Genomic DNA, 19084 nt, shown 5'->3' with positions numbered 1-19084 from the left:
CATTTAAAATAATAGTAATAGCAGGCAGTGAAAAATTTATAAACAATGTATAGCATATAAAAGTAGTTAATGAGTTTGACTACTCTTATAAACCACCACAACAGGGATTGTTGTGGTGGCCAGTATAATCATTAAGTTTACTATTTATCAGAACTTAACATTGACTGTCGCACCAAAAGTCAGAGGCTCCCCTGCACGACCATACCAACCGTTCTCTCCAGTCATTGGGTTATCCATTGGGAATGCACGAGTAACATAAGTCTTATTTAACAGATTTTTTGCCCATAACGTAATATCGTAAGTTGGCGTCTCATATCCAGCCCGAAGATTCAACAAGCCGTAATTAGACTGCTTCTCAGTATTAGCATTATCGAAATAAACTTTACCGGCAACATTATAATCAGCACGGATAAAATATCCGTCCAGGAAACTGTAATCTACACCAACGCCATAAGTATAATTTGGCGTATTTGCCGGACGTTTATCTTTATAATCCGTAACGCCTACAATTTTGCTACCCTTTTTATCATAAATATTGTCTTTAAACTCAGTAAAGTGAGCATCATTGAAACCTGCATTAGCAGATAATGTCAGCCCCTTAATCACTCTCCAAGAAATTTCCGACTCTAGCCCTCTACTGATTGATTTCCCTGCATTCTGGGTAACGGATTCTGGATAAAATTGCTTTTCAACCTGCTGATCGGTAAAGTCAATCCAAAATAATGAGGTATTCCAGCGCACTGTCTTATCCAACCATTCTGATTTCAGACCAATTTCATAGTTGGTTGTGTATTCAGCATCAAAACGGCGCTGATCCTTCGGTGCTAAACTGTTAAACCCTCCACTTTTATAACCACGGGCAATACTGGCATATAACATAGCGTTATCCGTAGCATAATAATTGACCCCAGCTTTTGGTAGCCAAGCATCAAACGAGAGGTTATCAGTCAAATTTTCTCTGGTTATTCCTGAGAAATTTTCTGTCTTTCTGAATTTCAGATCCTTTTTCTCATAATCATAACGCAGCCCAGCAACCAGCTCTACATTATCCATTAGATAATAACTGGTATTACCAAACAACGCATAATTATTGGTCTTAACGTTGGTATTTTTAATCTGATATCCGACCGGTAACATCCTGTAATCAATATCTAATTTATCATCTTGATTAAAGTAATACATACCAACCAGCCAGTTAAATGGCCCGGTATTTTTGGAGTTAAGACGTAATTCCTGAGAAAAGTAATCTTGTTTACGATCAATTAGCAATTTTGAAAGGGATTTACGGGTAAAATCGAGATCCTGATAATCTTTTTTATCTTCTGAAGTATATGCACTAATTGAAGTCAGATCCATACGATCCCATTGATAGACCGCTTTAATAGATCCTTTATAAATATTAGCGTCTGATTTACCTGCATAGTCAGAATCTATCGATTTTGTCCCTCTCTTTATTTTATCGATCGGTGCAAATGAAGCGTTTCCATTTCTGCGGTTTTGTGCATCAAACGTAGTAATAATATCCCACGGCCCATCTGATGGCTGCCAGCGAAGCTTAAATCTGCCGTTAAAATCATTAACATTATTTATATTCTTTTTATTATCATAATCCCGTTTAAAATAACCATCACTATTCAAATAACGTAATGCTGTACGGTAAGACCAATCGCCATATTCATCAATACCACCGCCTAAAATAGCAGTAGTTTGCAAACGATTATAACTACCATATGAAAAGCCCAATTTCCGTTCTGTTACCGGATCGGGATCTTTGGTAATGATATTAATGACCCCTGCTTCAGTATTGCGGCCATATAATGTTGCCTGTGGACCGCGTAATACTTCAATACGTTCAATATCCAGTAATTCAGTATCAAATGAATGGCTATATACACCGTCAGTAAAGAAGCCGACCGATTGTTCCCCTTCCATTCCAGGCGTCACACCACGTAATGAAATAAACCCAGCATCAGATGGGTTACCTGCTTTTATCATATATAAATTAGGAACTTCTGAAACAACTTCATAAAAGTTTTCAATCCCTTTCCGCTCAACATCAAAATCAGATAATACTGTCATACCTATTGCTGTTTTTTGCTGATCTGCCGAAACTTTCTCCGCAGTTACAACAATGGTATCTAACGAATCTGTTTTGCTATTTTTATTTGCCAAACTCTGATGAGAATAAAAGACAGATAACACAGCAATAGTGGTGACGCCATGTTTTAACATAGATAGATAATCTCCAAGAAAAAGCGGGTAGTAATACCGGCAGAAATGCTTTTACCATCCATTAGTAAAATACTTGAGAAATTATATAAACAACCAAAAAAAAATGCAAATGCAAATGATAACCACTTTTATTATCATCACTGAAAATAAAATAGCGACATTAACCTCAGCATAAGTCATTGTTTTAATTTAAATTATTAGCCATCCAGATTTGGTGCATAAGGAAGTTACATTATCCATATCTTATTTGCTGTTTTTTTAGCAAAAGGGTAGAGCTAAAAATGGAATACATTTATCCACTCAATATATTTTAAACATATCCCTATTGGTTAATATAAATATGTCACAGTGATGAAAGAGGAAAAATATATAGATGCAGTGTATTGTCAACATCATCAACCTGACTCTATTATATCCAACAAACCGAACTCAAATTCACTGATAGTAAACTCGTAGTCATTACCTAGACCATTCTTTCTATATCCGTTATCTTTCAAGTTGCCTCTTTGTTGGCTGCACTCACTCACCCCGGTCACAGAGTTATCTATACTCCCGGGAATTCGCTCCCTTGCCGTCGCGATCCATTTTGAAATCCATTGGGTATATACCCTTGCTCATTAAAACTGCTTGATTTTCCCCAAAATGAAGCTCATGGTATCAGTCATGAAAATATTCATTACCGATGAACAAAAAGCCGAACTTGAACGCATCCATCACACCTGCCGTGATTAAGAGGGAGACAGATGTCATAACACACACGCAAACTCGTGGAATCAATAAAAGCAATCCCCGTGAATTTTTCTTTTGATTGAGTCAAATAACTGCACAGCAGCACCAAAACGGAAGGTGCGACACTATTCTAGGCGTTTACCAGAACTTTGCTCCAGTAACAGGCCCCCCCGTCAATTTCTTATCCAGAATTCGGGTTAGCTATGATATTCATCAGTCTAAGTATTTAAAAATTTTGAATGCTGAAAAAATATTTAATTGTAAGGTTTGAAATGAAGCAGAATACGAGTGGCTTTTTAGGACGAATAGGTATCCCTAGCACATTATCATGGGGATATTTGGGTATCCTGGCCTTTATGATTGGTAATGGAATAGAAATAGGCTGGCTAAGCCCCTATCTGGTAGATAATGGGTTAAGTATCCAAGACATTTCCACACTATTTAGTATTTACGGTATAAGTGTAGCCATATCTTCTTGGTTTGCTGGCGCATTTTTTGAGGCATTTGGGGCTAAACGAACCATGCTATTAGGCACAATTTTTTGTGTTGTTGGCACTTTTGCTGATAACGCAAGCTATTAAAGGTTTTGGATATCCGCTATTTGCCTACTCATTTTCAGTGTGGATTGCCTATATACCCAATAGATTTCAATTTGCAGCGCGGCGGCAAGTGAACGCAGCCAACAAAGCAGCAACTTGAAGGATGAAAGGTATAAACTCATGGGAGAAGTAAGCTGATATGATAAAGACTCAAAACGACTGGCACCCAGCAGATATTATTGCTGCATTGCGCAAACGTGGCACAGCACTTACCGCATTATTACGGGAATCGGGATTCAGTTCATCGACACTCTCAAATACATTAGCTCGCCAATGGCCTAAAGGAGAAAAAATTATTGTGGACAGACTCGGAATAGCTCCTTCAGTTATTTGGCCCAGTCGATATTTTGATAAAAATGGCAATTCCATTAAGCGAAATGTTCGAAATTGTTATAAATAATGTAGTTAATTATAATGACTGGTAGATTCACATAATAAGCTTGTATCATAGTAATTAGCCTGAATTCTGGTTAAGCCGTCACTAACCTATCCATTTCTTGAGCGGGAAATATTCAGTGACGGTTTGTTCTCTTTGAGACAATAAGCGATTAGTCACATCATTAACACCAGTGCCATAATTACCTCTTACACGTTATGAACTTTAATTTTTGCCTGTGCCCGATGTTTTTTACGATGATCGAAGCTGTATACATCCACCAGTCGCCAGTTAGATTCATAACTTTTTACTAGCTGAAATTTCACAGTTGGAAAGAGAGCATGAAAATAAATGCAAAATTCGGTTGCACCATTGCGCTGGATCTTCTGCTCTCTGACTGCATCCGGGAGATGGTATTCCTTCAGTTCGGGAGTATTCAGACGTTTTTGTAAGAGATGAATTGCACCTGCATTTGCGTCGTGCATACACAGCTTCGCAAATTTAACAAGAGCGGACTGAGTCACTTCGATATCACCAATAGGTGAATTCAAGACTTCTCTTACCGTGATGTAAGGTAATTTCGTTTTGTACCAGGATTTACTGGATTCAGACAGTGCTACATTCCGCATAGTTAATTGCATTGGCATCATTCTGACACCGTAGAAGCGGGTATGTGTATACTCCAACAACTCTTGAAGATCGTCTGTCACTTCGGTTTTCAGGAGAAAATGCTGGAGCTGGGTCGATGCTGTTTGCCACATAAGATGACGGCCATCACGCATAGGTTCCAATTTATGGGTCCGACTTAGCAGAAATGAAAAGCCGCACAGAAGCTCTACCCTTAATTCATCTTGCGATTTAGGATTGATAGCGCTGGTCATATCGACGGTATATTCCATTTTATGATGAGCCTCCAAGCAATGCTTTGTAGCCCATACGGCAACACGGAATACCCTTTTCCCTAGGTTTTCAACGGCGGTCGAGATCCACAACATATTAAGTTTCCTTTCGCTGCTATTTTCTGATTTTTACCAGTCCCATAGGAACACTGATTTCGGTGGTAATAATTATACAAATCGTCAATGCAACTGAAGATATGATCCCTTAAAGAGCGTAGCTTATCAGACATAGCGTAAATCCTCCTTATTCCTCTTGCCTTGATTTCGACCTGTCTGAAATGGAGTAGCCCTGTCAGAGCTGCGTTGTGCAGCGATTCTTCGAGAGTCATGACGATTCCTTAAACGATTTGAATACAGCTCCGTTCGGGGGCATGAATAACGGTATTTCCCGGGTACGCCACGGGTAATGTATGATTTTCCCTGCACGCGTGATCCTATTCATACGGTACCGGCCACCGACCCTGTCAACAGACCAGTAACCGTCCAGCACTGCCGTTTTGTAACTAAAAAGGCGCAGACTAAACCAGTGGACGCTGTGATACAGATAGCTGCCCTGTTCGGTCAATCTGCACTTTATTCCTATCAATACAGGCGGAAAGAGCCATAACAAAAACCACTCATAGGGCAGATTTATTCCTATCAGATGCCTTGTAAGCATCAATGCACTGAGCAGGGTGAAACTCGCCATTCCCCACAGGACCAGCCAAGTTAACCAGACTCTGGTCGAACATAATTTCCATTCGAGGAGGTAAAGTTTGTTTTTCATAGGCCCCTTAATGCAGCATTCGTGAATCCTGACTGAAAATTATCAGCCGAGGAAGCAATAGTTGTTCCAAGACATCGTTGCTGCTTGTCCACCCATTCACAATATGACGCCCTTCTTGCTGATTAAATGCAATCAGCTGATCCTTGAGCTCGTACGCTAGCTTATCGTTCATCTCAAGATATTCAGATGTGAACATCAGGAGACCATTAATCACCTTATCAAAAAGGATCGACATTGCTTCAGATTGGGTTAACTCATCGTTGTCCAGCTCAGTACCATCAAACGAAAAAGTACAGACAACTAGGCCACCCACATTTTCTCCGGAAGCGAACCCATTTTCACTAAGGGTAAAACGGAAGAAACATCTTGATTCTTTAGCCGGGTTGTTTCGCTCAGGATTAAACATAGTCCTTGCCCACCGGTAATCAGGATCAGACAGAAGCCAGCAGGTTAGAGCTAACGTAATTTGTTCTTTGGTGAATCGTTCCATGGATGGTTGCTCTTTTATCATCGCCTATATCTTTGAGTGAGCCTGACTGTATGAGAACATATTTTGGCATGCAGGCAAAACTGTTTGGTACCGCTCAGATCTCACCGAATCCTGTATCTGCTTCTTTAGTCGGTGATCAAAAAATGTCGATGCAATGTCAACAGGCATATTTTCTTCAAGATACGCAAGAATGATTTTCTCGTTTTCAATCGCCGTAAAACCACGCCTGACGAACATTTCTTTTGTCCGTAAAAGGTGGTTTCAAGCTTTTCGACTCAGAGGCGTATCTCGCTGCTGGTTACGCGTCTCAATGTCAGGTACGTCGTTTAACCTATTTTTGTTAATGGTCATAGTATCTCACGCTAAATCAGGGATGTGATGGAAGTTCACAGCAATAGAGGTTTCAGGTTCTCCATTTTCAACCAGATTCAACCAAGTACGGGACTGTAGTTGGTCTTCGCAGGCCAGCACATAGCCGTTATTAAGGTCATTTAATGCGATTAGCTGGTTACTGACATCACTGGATGACAGACCGAGAGCAAATGGAGTGTAAAGATATTGGCCTGCGGGGATCTTCTCAGCGAGCAGACTGAGCAGTACCTGTTTTTCTTCAGCATTGTCGGGCAACACCAGAATGACCCGCTTCCCCTGTTCCACACAATCTTTCAGGTTGGCAACCAGCTTACTGAACCGTAATGAATACACCATCAATCTGAACCGAGTGCCAATCAGAGCATATACCGTGAAAGCGACAATCATTAACCCGTAAAACGACCGGTAAAGCCACCAGTTAAGTCCACCGATAACAACCAGAGCGGCCAACAACACAAGGCTGAAATAAAAAAGTATGCGCGGATATCGGGTCCTCCGCCCTTCCAAATAGATTGACAAAAAAACAACAGCTGTAATTCCGTAGGTCAGATAATCTAAAGTTGATTGCATAGCCGTTCCAAAGTTATTTTTGTTAGAATTAAGCTGCTAGAATCAGGGGTTGTAACAATATTATTTTACGTCCGTACCGAAATAAGCTACCAGTCTTCCATCTTATGACCTTGACATCCTCTTATGGTACAGAAATTATCGCACTTCACGTTGGTGGTAATTTTAATTCCCGCCCTCAGCTTTTCAGTTAAATCAGCTCTCACCACATCAGCAGGCCGCTCAAAGATATATTCAAATAAATTATCATCTGCGGTAGAAAGCAATTTTTCTATATTGAAACTTGTGTGTGTGAATAGCATAGCCCCTCCTGTTCATGGACATTATACGTACACGCTTTCCTAGGCAGGGACAGATTGAGGGGGTTTTTACTTTTCTGTAGGCAAAAAAACGCGGAATCCGCGTTTTAAAAGTGTAATAAGGGGAACGTATGCTGTTTTCCTATTAAGTCCGCCTAAATCAGATAGAAGCTGACATACCATTTCAGACATGTACCCCCTCCTTTCTGAAAGACTGAATTTGCCATCTACGTCATAACTGGCGTAAGTGTCATAGTCGAGTAAGCTTCGCTGACATCATCATCGGCATCAATGAACATATCTTCATTCCTGATGAAAGGAGTCATACTCCTCTTCAGCTATTATCTTTAGCGAATAAATTGTCATTGACCTTGACCTCTTGAACCCGATACTACGCCATAGACACATCAGATAACGTATTGTAGGTACGAATAAGCCTTTCAGATATATCGGTTATCTTTCAAGTTGCTTCTTTGTTGGCTGCACTCTCTCACCCCGGTCACATAGTTAGCTATGCTCCCGGGGATTCGCTCCCTTGCCGTCGCGATGCATCTTGAAATCTATTGGGTATATATATATCTTATAAAGTTAAAATTCCAGAATTGTTCTGAGGCAAACTGAGTGTAACTTTAAGTTCAGCAATTACATATTTATGTACAACAGTAGATTTTTCCTCGTAAAAGGGAAACCCCTGCAAATGCAGGGGAGTTACCTTTTATTTCAGCTGGTCGAGTAATTCAGAAGCCCAACAAACCGGAAATCCCTCAGCTCCCTTAGATAGCAGCACATCGTTCCAGTCAATCCCCTTCTTCCCTTCGGGAATCGGTTGTACTGGTTCGAAGACCTCAATCGTCAGCTGTGCAGCCGGAAAGCGCTTTTCAAACAGCGCGGTCATACGGGTTTTCAGAGCTAATGCTGCTTCTAACCCGACATAAACACCTTGTTCATTCGCACGCCCCTTATCCGCCCATATGTAAAAGTTGATGGCTTTCACATTAGGGGGAGGCAGAATATTGTCCGGTATCTCAACGTATTCCATAAACCATGCAGAACTTGCAGCCCAGCATGGAATAGATGTCGCCTCTACTACTGACAACGCGTTTTCAACACCTTCTGAAACACCCAAGGTCCAGACTTTAGAAGCCTGATCATAGTGTGGTTCATAAAGATGAATCGCCCCGCCAGTCATATTAGCTGACGGTTTCATCATCATTTTTGGACAATCAACTTTTGCCCCATCACCATTTCTTTCCAGAAAAGTGCGGTGAATAGTCAGATTCTTACCTTTATTGTCCCGATAAATCGAAACCATTGCAGGCATTTGAATCCCTTTTTCATTCGCCTTGTCCCAGTAATATAACTTGGGATTACAACCGATATCTTTAGGCAGCTTATTCAAAACGCGTTTAAAGCCGCGCTTACTGAGATAACGCCACACCGCAGAATCAGCTGTTACTGGTTTTGTATAGTGATAAACTGCTTCAAGTTTTCTTACCCGTTTATCTATTTCTTCATCGGTCAGTTCGACCGATGATTTAACGATATTCTGGTAAGTCTGGATATTTCTTATATCAGCGCCTGATAATGGCACGTTTATATCATCTCCAAAATAGTCAGCCAATATTTGTTTACATGTCTGATAGTTGGACAATCCATAAAACTCGGCCAGAATATCAACTCCATTGCAGAACTTATTAACCGGATAGTCATTGTGAATTGTACTACCGGTATAAGCTTCTTTACCATAAAAGCGGAACTTCGCTTTCCCTGCACAAGTAAACTGACAGGGTATTTGGTTAGGCGCTATATCAACTGCTTTTGCAAAAGTGGGTATTTTAGAGAAAACAAACTCTCTACTATTCACACCGACAATTCGAGCGTGAACCCGATTTATTAGTTCCTGAGTAAGTTCTTGCAAGCTTTGTTTAGTCTGTTTAGGAGACGCGTGATATGCAGCAACAGCGTAGGTCATAGTGTACTCTCTTAACTAGCATTGTGGGTTTCACTATGCCTTCTGAAATACAGAAGACATAAAGAAACCCACAACGCAGATAATGAATGAGGGATGCTGTAAAAGCCATCCCGTTAACTTAGACTTCTTTTTTGAAACCGTTACTCTCAAGCTTTCGGATAAAACGATCAACAAGCACTTCTTTCTTATTGAGATCGCCTGCGGGGTACATAACCCTTCTGACTGTTATCTCTTTTGGAAGTGCTCCATCAACCTCTTCACCCTCCCGAATGAAAATATTGGCTTCCTGCTGTTTGCCGCTGTCTTTTATCTCTATACGGTATTGTTTTATATTCGCCATACGTTTGCTCCTTACGTCCTTCAAAGAGCAAAAGATCCCGGTTGGGGACTATATGCCCCAATCGGGAGTAGTTTATTAGTTACGACGCCAGCACTTTAAACACCAAATCTCTTATAGAATTGGTGAGTTGTGACAGGTCATTGACTACAACAAATGATTCTTTTGAAAAATCTTCTACAATTTCAGTGGCAATACCAATTCCTGCGACTTCAACGCCTAAAACTCTGCTTCCTGTATTACAGCCGGAGCAGAAATGTCCTAGTCTGACGGATTTGGCTGACACTTTTAAAAGGTATATGAAAATATTCAGCGAAGTCCTTATTAGGTCAGGAATTTACAACATGAATATAATTACCATCCTCTGCGAAAGAAAAAATCTATCCATTTTGTCTTGATAATATCTTTCTCATTTCCTAATAACAGGAAACGAAGGATTTAACCATCAGATACAACTACGATCACCTTTTCTGCCAGAGGCCGGCTAAATATTAATACCGAATGATAAATCATCCGGCTGGTTATCATCAGGTTCTTTAATCAGATCGAAAAGTCCATTTGATGTTCATCTATAAAAGCCTTTTTTATTTGCATGGGAATCCCATAGGGAGAATCCCATGGTAAGGGATTGCTCCCTTATTGGGGGGTATCAGTTCTGTTTAGAATTTGGTTGACCAAACCTATCCAGTTTGTACATCTATAAAACTTACTTCCCGTAATTCTGGAGGAACTTTGATCTGGATAATACATTCAATATCCGTTTCATCATCCTCTGTCACCACTTTCCGCTTGTTTACCCGTTTAATCAGTAATGCAATATCTCCAGCATACAAATGACAATGCCTGATACCAACACTTTGTTTATATTTCCAAGAAATGTCATGTTCTACTCCTCTCTATATAAAAGAGAAGCTCCTGTAAAGATCCTCCATTTTCAGGTTATTCATGAGAATGGAAAATAAATTTATTAAGCAATAACCAAAACACATAGCCAATAATCTTAAAGACATTAAAACCTATTTTGCGTTTGTTAGTTGAATCGTTTTTCGTATCTTTAGCATCATCGTCAGATAAAACCTTATATTTCTCTTTGAGAGCTTCAAGTTTGATACGTTCCTCTATAAGGTAATATTCCTTTTTAGCGAGAAATTCGATTTGCTTAGCAACTGTATAATCCCAAGATTTCGAATCATGAAGTTTCAGTGAGTTAAATGAATGATTCACCAACTCTTCAGGAAAACCAAGTTCTAACATCAAAGGGCGTACTGCATTGTTGAAATCGTCGAGTGAATCATAGTGTGCTTCAGAAACCTTAACGAAATGCTCACGCAAAATATATTTGCGTTGCTTGTCGATAATATCAGCCAACCATGCACTCAGACGTTCATTATTTAACTCTTTAGCTTTAGCAAATGAGTAATGAAGGTCTTCAGCATTTAAATATTCGTTCAGACCAAAAGACTCAAATTGTTCGCTAACTTTTTTATTAAACTCTTTTTTGTCTTTTACCATACGGATAACAGGAAAAGATCGCAGCATTTCTACCTCTTTGTTAAAATCAATTTCTTTAACATCTAATTTCTTGCAATTCACATGGTAATATTTACTGTTTATAGAAACCATATTGCCAATGCTTTGCAACGGAGTTAACGCATTAAGCTTTAACACTATTGCTTTATCCCGCTGAAATACTACTGCAAATTCTGCGTCACTATTTTCATCATTGAAAGCGTTTCGCAGGTCTTTATAGATTTCCTCAGACTTAGCTTCGCCATAGATGCTTGCATAAGTTTGAGACAGGGCTAACGCGAGGGCATGGTTATCTTTGGGGTTTAAAGTTGTCATGTTTAGTACCTATACACATAATTTAGTCAACAATCAGACACTGTCGTGTATTGATTGAATCTAGACTTTCGTCTGTCGTTTATCTCCCGTAGAAAATAAACCGCCTGATTTTAAACTGATCTGGCATTAGACAGTACGCAACTTGCTATAGCTCCAATTGGAGCTATAGACTCGTTACGATTTGAGAAAATCGGATTAGCCGGACTATAGATGTGCGAAATCGCATCAGCGACAAAAGTAAACTTTATTACTTTTTACGGTGATGTCCTTCAGCCTGATATCAGAGCTGGCCGCTTTTGTCGGCTAAAGTTTGAAAACCCGTTTTGATGGGTCTGGAGCTGTTTAGTACTGCATTTAAGTCTATTTAATTTGTAGGCACTGCTTTATTTTTAATTTTTTTATCTAGCGTTTAATATATACATCAATAAATGTCAGATGTAAATACTGTCCTGGTTATTAATTTGCTCCTCGTCACTGTTCCTTATTAATCATAACTCTGCATCCTATATATCTTTTTCAAAATAGATGATTTCTCAGGATCTCAATTACCCGCTGAATCAGCGTAAAATATTTACCACTCCCCGGTACTGCAATAAGAATATTATCTCTATTCATATTGGGCATGATTATTTTTCGTTCAGATGTGGCATACCCATACGTCCCTCTTTAGTTTTACAAAACGATTATAATCCTTAGTAAATTCCCCCTTGCCGATTACTGGCGCAAATTTTATCTGGGTGCATAGCAGCTTTTTGATTTTTTCTGCGTAATTCGACAGTTGTGTATTAGCTACAACACCATCAAAAGATACCGCTTTTGGTGACTGATTATTTGATTACCAGACGATTCGTCCGGCTACTGGACCGGAGCTGTCTCAACTCAATTTGCCTAAAGGTAATTATTCCCTCATCCGTTATACGCTAATTCCAACAACGATGGATGAAGGTTCTAAAGGATTTAATGGCTTCATTTTACGTCCTAACAATCCGAAAACCTCTCCTCGCATGCCGAGCGTATCTATTAATGGGAAAGATTACTACTTGTTCTCAGGTGAAACGGGGAATAAAGGGTTCCCGGAAAAAACACTGGTTGGCAAATGGTAATGTAGAATTTGGGATAAAAGAAAAGGGCCATTTCGGCCCCTTTTTTAATATTTTGGTAACTCCTTCCCTGTCAACGGATCTTTGCTGGTCGACCCGACCTCACAAATCGCCGGACGAGGGAGATAACTACAATCCACATTTTCTTCCTTTATCGCCTGAGTTTGCTCAAGTCTAGCCTTAATCATATTATCTTCTCCTTCCATCGCCTTAATCGTGCGATCTGTTGTTCCTATATAGTCGTTGTTCTTATATGGAAGCATTTGTGCTACCGACTCTTCAGAAAACTGGGAGTATTGATCAGGGACTTCTCCGACTTGTACTGCATCGTTAATCCATTCAGTAAGATCTATCTTATCAAAATCGAGATTCTGTATTTGCACAATTGACAGCCCCGCGCAGTTTGAGGCTACAGGATCTATCCCTAATTGAGGGTATGCCTGTTGCATTATGACTCGTGACAACATCGAGTTGTAGCAACACATATCTGTCGCCTTTTTAACGCATTTTTTTGTGAAACCAAGGTTAAGATATTTCACACATCGATCAGTGTCTAATGTGAAACATGACTTCTGGTTTTTATGTATTGAGGCTTCCATTTCCTTTTGATCGCAAGCTACCAGCATCTCAAGAAGCATTTTGGTTATCTGGTAAGCAGTATATATCCAACCAATAATGTTAAGAGCCAGCATAAAGTTTGTTACCGCAGATGAAAATACTGCCTGTCCAGTAGCTTGTGTTGCGGTTTGGTCAAACACAAAGTTTCTGATAGTTGCTGGCATATGTTCATAAGCCTTGTTCATTAACTGTTGTTTAATTGCCCCCATGCCAAATGTTTGCATTGTGTCTTTTGTTAGCTGCCCGCCCGTTGATGCAGCGCTACCGGACACACTAGTAGAACCAACCCAACGGCTCAGGTTTCCTGCAATTGATTCGTATGCAGAGGTAATAGGCTGTGTAATATTACTCCACATCTGACCAATAGATTTACCAGCTGTAGCTGTCCATTCACCTACCGCATTTGCCATGGTAGACCACGTACCCGTTTCCCCTCCCGTCCATGCAGCTAATTTACCACTAATATATTCCCAGTTCGCATTCCTCATCATTGAACCGGCGTAGACGATTGCTTGTAACGGACTAGCCGTACCTTGGGGAGCTTCACAACAATCTGTTTTTGCTAATCCATTAACAAATCCGACTGAACGTCCACACCATTCTTTCTTACCTTCAAAGACAACACATGTGTTGGGATCATTCGGGTCGGTACATTTAGCTTCCCCCTGCATGTACTGGACCATGTTACTGTAGGCTGCTACCTTACCGAAATCACCGTTCTCCCCTTTTCGGCCTGTTTCACAGGTACCGCCAGAGCAAGGGATCATACTCACACATGAATTGGTCTCTGATTCCACTTCACGAATAACATCGTTGCCACGATCACATGTCCATTTCTGTTCATACATATAGCAAGTGTTTGTCCCACTATCGAGCCATCCTTCTGCACAAGTCTGTTTATCCATGGTGCAGACAGCGTCATTCTTATACTGCGCACAAGCGTCAGGCATATTTTTGATGTCGTTATACGTGTAGCAAAGGTTTTTCCCTGCTTGGTCCTTCATGATATTTCCATTTGCATCGTAAGCACAGAGTTTCTCCTTTGCTAACGGATCACAAAAGTAACCTTCCAAGTTTGTCTTCCAGGTCAGATAACTTTTATCCCCATCGTATAGTGGCTTCGCCAAATCAAGAATGTCGTTAGGAAGACGCTTTGTACCCACATCTATATCCGCAAATCGGTCAAAACGACAGAAGGTGTCCGGGGTTTTCACCGCGTCGTAACATCCGGCCGGTTCCTGGATATGTTTATCTTCGAGCTTGAGATTTTCGAACGTTAATTCAACCTGAAAATAGCCTTCACCTTTTCCCCCAACCCAAACACGCGAAGCCATGGTCACTTCGCGGTCGGGTTCGTTATAAACCGAATCCCTCACCTTATCTGTTATATCGATAACGTGATCTAGTTTCCACGAATGGCCTAATTCCCAACTACCTCGCGGAGCTTCATAGTCTGTTTCACGATAAACTCCGTCGAAATGGGCGAAAATTTGCTTATTATCAAGTGTTACTCGCATATGGTCATCCCATTCAGCTGCAATAATTTTTGCTGAAGCGAGCTTCGCGTCTTGGTGGAATTTTAAAGTCAGGGCATTATCGTATACGCCATCTATCCAGTAGTTATCATCACGTCGACCGAACCAGATACGTACACAGTTGTCACCACAAACTGATAAATCCCCGTTACCCCCGGATATGTAGACAGGTACAGTAAAATCCCTAGTTATGGTACAGCTGCTGAAGTTATCCTTTTTCGGAGAATTACAGTAATACTCTTTGTAATCGGGGTAGTGTGTCGTTATTGTCTGCGTTTTTTTATCTGTAGAACAGTCCTGCAACCAGTTACCAGTGCCAGCAACCGCATTACCAATTTCATTTCTACCAGCTGTAAACATCGGGTCATTGGGTTTTATTGCCGGTGATGGGTTATCTTTGTTCGCATTAACAAGCGTACGATATGCGACGCCATCGTAGCTTTGTGCATCGAATAACTGACTTTTTCGGGTTTTTATGTCATTGATAAAGCCATCTTCGTCGCCATAGCTATCCCCCGCAGCGAACTTAGAGTCTCCATGATGCTGTTCTGAACCGAATATTTCTTCGGTGCTTGTTTGGGTCCCAGGAGTGATATTCGGGTTATTACTTATTTCTATATTACCGCTGTCATCACGCGAAAGTAATTTAACGCCTTCTTTCGTATAGTTGGAATTGATGGTTGAACCGGTCATACTAGGTAATGAAACCGAGCCACCAATGGACTTCCCATCTTTAGAGGCATTACTCATTACTGACTCATTGGTGTTAAATGAACCATATTTTCCGACATTAAGATCTTTAGTTTCAGCGTTGCCTATATATTTTTCACTTATCGTTCCGCTTAAATTCTCACCGGAGCTGGCATTTTTGTATTTTTCTATAATTTCCTGAGCACTGGTCGTAGCGTTACGGTTAGAGTTTGGATTTGCCAAGTCAAAATTATTATCGAGCTGGTCAAATATCTCATCCGCCGCAATAACTCGCGGCGTCAGTGCCAGATTTATGAGCGTGACATAAAATGCCCAGCTCATAGTGTTAGTGACTAGGGAAACAGCAATCAGTGATGCTATTGTTTTTTTTAGCTTCATCAATTTTCCCTTTCGTCAGAGGAAACGAACACAACAATCGTTATAGCGCCATAACATGTAGACATAGCTATCTACCCCGATACGCTTACGCCCACCTTTAAGGGTTGACCAAGCATGGACTGAATCACCAAGCCGGTGGCAGCAACCCGGCCCCTCAGCTTCAGGAGTCGGAAACAGCATTGAAAGCCGGTATTGCGAACGCGGCGTAAAGTATTCCCATGACTTTTCACACATCGCGTCTGCGCCCATGGTTCGCATGAGCATGCCCTGCCGGTGGAGTTTGGTAATCATTCGTTGGGTAACCAGAGAACTAGCCCGTACTGCGTCATCATTTGCGTAAACATGTCCGGTCAGGGGATACATATTCCCATCGCAACCGGCACAGAAGTGCGCTGACAGATTATCATTTCCTGCGGTTACTTTGACGCAGTCCGCCGCACAAACCATAGAAGCAATCGGGTTAGCAAATACAGCAGCTTCAGGGTTTAGGATCAGCGTAAGAAGATCACTTTCCCACATAGGATCAACTTCACTGATATATGTTAGGCTGGCATCAACATAAGGTTCGGCAGTGCATTCCCCAATGATGAGTAACTTAAGCATGGTCATAATCGGGAATTCCCAAAGATGCACATCATAGAAGCCTGCTTCGTTGGCTGTCATTGGCTGATTAGTATTGTTTTTGCCAAGGTCAAACTGAGACTTTTGCAACATGGTTCCTTCAAGAAATGGGCTACACCAAGGGGCCTTAACGACTTCGACAATTTTGACAGGCTGGAAAAAGCTCAGCTGCCAGCCCACTTCAGGTACACCATTCTGGTCAGTACACGTACAGACAGGGCGAGATGGAGCGGCCCCTTCCGGAGCCGCGCCAATGCCCATGATCCTCATCGGGAAAATACAGCTCCAGCAGATATTTTTAATGAGTCCCTTCCATACTCCGGCGCTCTGACACATTGCACCATTTGCGACGCCGTTATCAGCGGCCATTGTCATTGCAGGCAATGAGAAAAGCAACATCAGGGTCATTAGCGTTTCTAAAAGTAACTTTTTAAACTTTTCCACTTAGCGACTCACTTATTGTTAATAGCTGAATAACCATCCGAAAGCACTGTAGTTACTTTATTAAAAGCATCACGCACTTCGGTTGGATAATTTAACGTCAGCCAGGTTGCAAATAGTGCGCCCATAATGAATCCCGCTTTCATTCTTATTTCTCCTGTGCTGATGCAGGCGTACCAGTCCCTTTTATTTCCGCTTCACTAAACTGCACCACACGGAATTTATCGTGATCAACGCTGATTACGACGGGGGTTGCCTTAACATGAAAACGCCTAATTATTTGTTCGTTAACCTTAAAAACTTTCCCATTGAATTTTTCACGAAGATCGTTCAGGTCATCCCACCCGTTAGTGATGTCAATTCGGGTGAACATAGGCAGTACTTTCCCGGAACCGAGAACTGATTTGTATTTTTTCTCAGCCCATTCAACTTGCTCGGGCCTCATCGGATCAAAAATCAACATGGTAAGATTTTGCGGGAACCGAGTGAGAGGGTTAATCATTTCACCGGCATATGCCAACGTCCTGCCTTGTCTGTCTTTCACATCTTGTGTAACCCGGATTGTTGGGTCGATAAGCCATTCTTTATACTCATATGCTGGAGGCAGATTAATCATCCATTGATTTTTCCAAGTGTCGCCCAGAGCGCGTTTCTTAGCGCTTTCCCAGTCGTATTTCTCTCCCCTCTCCTCAAGCTCTTTGATAATGCTTTTTTCTTCTACCAAATATGTTGTGCCTGCAACTGGGAAAATATCCCGATTCGGGTAGCTTTTCATCTCACGTTCGAAGTAGTCCACATTGAAGGTACCAGCGATTCGGGCAAACCGGTTTTCCGTTCTCGAAATCATCGTCGGGACTTGAGTTACCTGATATTGCGAAAAACTCTCTGGGTCGAGGGTAATTAAGGGTTCATTTTTAAGTTTGGCTTTGACAATGTACTGCTTTATTGCTGCCTGCGTCTCTACGAGCGTGGTGGTACCCTTTTTAAGCCCGTTGAGAACCACACGAGCATTGTGCTCTGATGCGGTACGAAGAACATCGGTGAACACGTAATCCGGCATACTGAAAGAGGCGAATATAGTCAGACCGATGCCTGTAGAGAGCTCCTTGCTCCTATTGTCGTCCATTTTTCTTTCCCAGCCGGATGCAGTAATTCCGTAGCTACCGAACATTTTTTCAATGTTTGTTGCCTGGGAACGCATAACCTTCGCCTTGCTCTCTACTGTCTGTTCTGCCAGCTCATTTGCTTTTGCATCAACTTGAATTTCGTCTCGCCGGCGGCTTATTTCCTCTACGATCTGCCCCATCTGCTGTGACTCATGTATTAACCGAGTCTGGTCTATGACTGCCTGAACGCTGTCAACATGCATACCCGGAACATAGCCACTGTTCACCTTGTTATCTAAGACACCACTAGTTTTAAGTTTCTCAGCCTGCTGAATGTACTTGTTGATGTTGGGAGCGGGTACATTACCGGGGAGCGTTGATTCTGGATTATTGTTAGCAAAAGAGACATCACCATCCAACGCCTTAGCTTGCCTTGCAATAATCTCAGCATCATGCTGATATTGCTGGACGGAAGGAGCCGATATTGCATTGGAACAAATTGCAGAAAATGTCAAAAGCAACAATGACGTTGAATTAATTTTAGTAGAGCGCATATGTTTTCCCGATAACTGTATCGATTCTTACAGGCCCCCAAAAACGGGAATCCCATGAATGGTCTGTTTGCCCGACAAGAAAAACCTTACCTTCAGGAATGGTTAGTTCTTTTTCGATAGTGGATCGGCTTATTTTGTACTTGCTGGATATCCTTTGGGCATTGACCTTAAAAAATTTATCCCCGTTATAAACACCGTCCATGGTGACCTTTATTTTTTCACCACCGATACCAGCTACAATTTTGATAACTTTCTCCCCTTCATTGATAAACCTAACGGTCTTGGGCATGTTAAAAGCAATCATTTCTCCCGTATGAAAGCTTTTGTCTTTATGATCAATCATGTACATATCAACCGGGAGGCAACCGTAAAGCAGTCCATAACCAAAGGTAAAACGAGAAAAAAACATGAAAAGGACGATTACCACGAGAAGAAGATTGGCTGGAACATACCAGTCCAAAGCCAGAAACCCTCGCGTCTCAGGAATAATTATTTTCAGCATTTTCATAATCTTTTAGCCAATTATTGGATTGCCTA

General features: G+C 41.2%; 17 protein-coding genes and 1 pseudogene. 4 read left to right on the top strand and 14 right to left on the bottom strand.

The window, feature by feature from the left end; translation table 11 throughout:
- Positions 1 to 147: 147 nt before the first annotated feature.
- The gene (locus EAE89_RS05650; protein ID WP_214085494.1) at positions 148 to 2232 is read right to left on the bottom strand and encodes a TonB-dependent receptor; all 2085 of its coding nucleotides are present in this window, start codon (positions 2230 to 2232) and stop codon (positions 148 to 150) included.
- A gap of 733 nt (positions 2233 to 2965) precedes the next feature.
- A pseudogene (locus EAE89_RS05645) lies at positions 2966 to 3088 on the bottom strand (IS982 family transposase); the annotation flags it as partial.
- A gap of 145 nt (positions 3089 to 3233) precedes the next feature.
- On the opposite strand from EAE89_RS05645, the gene EAE89_RS05640 reads away from it, so the two are divergent.
- Positions 3234 to 3542 (top strand): hypothetical protein, encoded by a 309-nt coding sequence (locus EAE89_RS05640; RefSeq protein ID WP_214085493.1) that lies wholly within the window; start codon positions 3234 to 3236, stop codon positions 3540 to 3542.
- Positions 3543 to 3699: 157 nt separating this feature from the next.
- The gene (locus EAE89_RS05635; RefSeq protein ID WP_149615953.1) at positions 3700 to 3960 is read left to right on the top strand and encodes a helix-turn-helix domain-containing protein; all 261 of its coding nucleotides are present in this window, start codon (positions 3700 to 3702) and stop codon (positions 3958 to 3960) included.
- Between the two features lie 185 nt (positions 3961 to 4145).
- Here the strand turns inward: EAE89_RS05635 and EAE89_RS05630 are convergent, their stop codons facing one another.
- Positions 4146 to 4931 (bottom strand): hypothetical protein, encoded by a 786-nt coding sequence (locus tag EAE89_RS05630; protein ID WP_149615954.1) that lies wholly within the window; start codon positions 4929 to 4931, stop codon positions 4146 to 4148.
- Between the two features lie 677 nt (positions 4932 to 5608).
- Positions 5609 to 6091 (bottom strand): hypothetical protein, encoded by a 483-nt coding sequence (locus tag EAE89_RS05625; RefSeq protein ID WP_149615955.1) that lies wholly within the window; start codon positions 6089 to 6091, stop codon positions 5609 to 5611.
- A gap of 50 nt (positions 6092 to 6141) precedes the next feature.
- On the opposite strand from EAE89_RS05625, the gene EAE89_RS05620 reads away from it, so the two are divergent.
- A complete protein-coding gene (locus EAE89_RS05620; protein WP_214085492.1) occupies positions 6142 to 6285 on the top strand; it encodes a hypothetical protein in 144 nt (47 codons plus the stop codon).
- A gap of 163 nt (positions 6286 to 6448) precedes the next feature.
- Here the strand turns inward: EAE89_RS05620 and EAE89_RS05615 are convergent, their stop codons facing one another.
- The 5 genes from EAE89_RS05615 to EAE89_RS05595 form a co-directional block, all read right to left on the bottom strand.
- Positions 6449 to 7033 carry a hypothetical protein gene (locus EAE89_RS05615; protein WP_054477254.1) on the bottom strand — a complete coding sequence of 195 codons (585 nt, stop codon included), beginning with the start codon at positions 7031 to 7033 and terminating at the stop codon, positions 6449 to 6451.
- Positions 7034 to 7119: 86 nt separating this feature from the next.
- On the bottom strand, positions 7120 to 7332 hold the full coding sequence (locus EAE89_RS05610; protein ID WP_054477252.1) for a hypothetical protein: 213 nt from the start codon (positions 7330 to 7332) through the stop codon (positions 7120 to 7122).
- Positions 7333 to 8044: 712 nt separating this feature from the next.
- Entirely contained in the window at positions 8045 to 9301 is a 1257-nt protein-coding gene (locus EAE89_RS05605) for a DUF7146 domain-containing protein (protein WP_054477250.1), read from the bottom strand.
- Between the two features lie 118 nt (positions 9302 to 9419).
- Complete coding sequence (locus EAE89_RS05600; RefSeq protein ID WP_054477249.1) at positions 9420 to 9641, bottom strand: hypothetical protein; 222 nt, start codon at positions 9639 to 9641, stop codon at positions 9420 to 9422.
- A 936-nt stretch (positions 9642 to 10577) separates the two neighbouring features.
- Positions 10578 to 11483 (bottom strand): hypothetical protein, encoded by a 906-nt coding sequence (locus EAE89_RS05595; protein WP_054477248.1) that lies wholly within the window; start codon positions 11481 to 11483, stop codon positions 10578 to 10580.
- Between the two features lie 884 nt (positions 11484 to 12367).
- On the opposite strand from EAE89_RS05595, the gene EAE89_RS05590 reads away from it, so the two are divergent.
- Positions 12368 to 12586 carry a hypothetical protein gene (locus EAE89_RS05590; RefSeq protein WP_054477247.1) on the top strand — a complete coding sequence of 73 codons (219 nt, stop codon included), beginning with the start codon at positions 12368 to 12370 and terminating at the stop codon, positions 12584 to 12586.
- A 44-nt stretch (positions 12587 to 12630) separates the two neighbouring features.
- Here the strand turns inward: EAE89_RS05590 and traN are convergent, their stop codons facing one another.
- From traN to lepB, 5 genes are read right to left on the bottom strand one after another with little or no spacing between them, the layout of a single operon-like run.
- A complete protein-coding gene (gene traN, locus EAE89_RS05585) occupies positions 12631 to 15825 on the bottom strand; it encodes a conjugal transfer protein TraN (RefSeq protein ID WP_214085491.1) in 3195 nt (1064 codons plus the stop codon).
- Positions 15826 to 15840: 15 nt separating this feature from the next.
- Positions 15841 to 16890: an IncHI-type conjugal transfer protein TrhU gene (gene trhU, locus EAE89_RS05580; RefSeq protein WP_188093288.1), complete on the bottom strand. Its 1050-nt coding sequence runs from the start codon at positions 16888 to 16890 to the stop codon at positions 15841 to 15843.
- A gap of 8 nt (positions 16891 to 16898) precedes the next feature.
- Entirely contained in the window at positions 16899 to 17033 is a 135-nt protein-coding gene (locus EAE89_RS23970; RefSeq protein WP_262499873.1) for a hypothetical protein, read from the bottom strand.
- Positions 17034 to 17035: 2 nt separating this feature from the next.
- Positions 17036 to 18547 (bottom strand): TrbC family F-type conjugative pilus assembly protein, encoded by a 1512-nt coding sequence (locus tag EAE89_RS05575; protein ID WP_149615957.1) that lies wholly within the window; start codon positions 18545 to 18547, stop codon positions 17036 to 17038.
- Positions 18534 to 19055, bottom strand: a complete 522-nt coding sequence (gene lepB, locus EAE89_RS05570; RefSeq protein WP_276525715.1) for a signal peptidase I — start codon at positions 19053 to 19055, stop codon at positions 18534 to 18536. The genes EAE89_RS05575 and lepB overlap by 14 nt, the downstream gene beginning before the upstream one ends.
- Between the last annotated feature and the right edge of the window lie 29 nt (positions 19056 to 19084).

Source organism: Photorhabdus heterorhabditis (genome assembly GCF_018448905.1).
In the GTDB taxonomy this organism is placed as follows: Bacteria; Pseudomonadota; Gammaproteobacteria; order Enterobacterales; family Enterobacteriaceae; genus Photorhabdus; species Photorhabdus heterorhabditis.
This window is presented reverse-complemented; position numbering and strand designations above follow the sequence as displayed.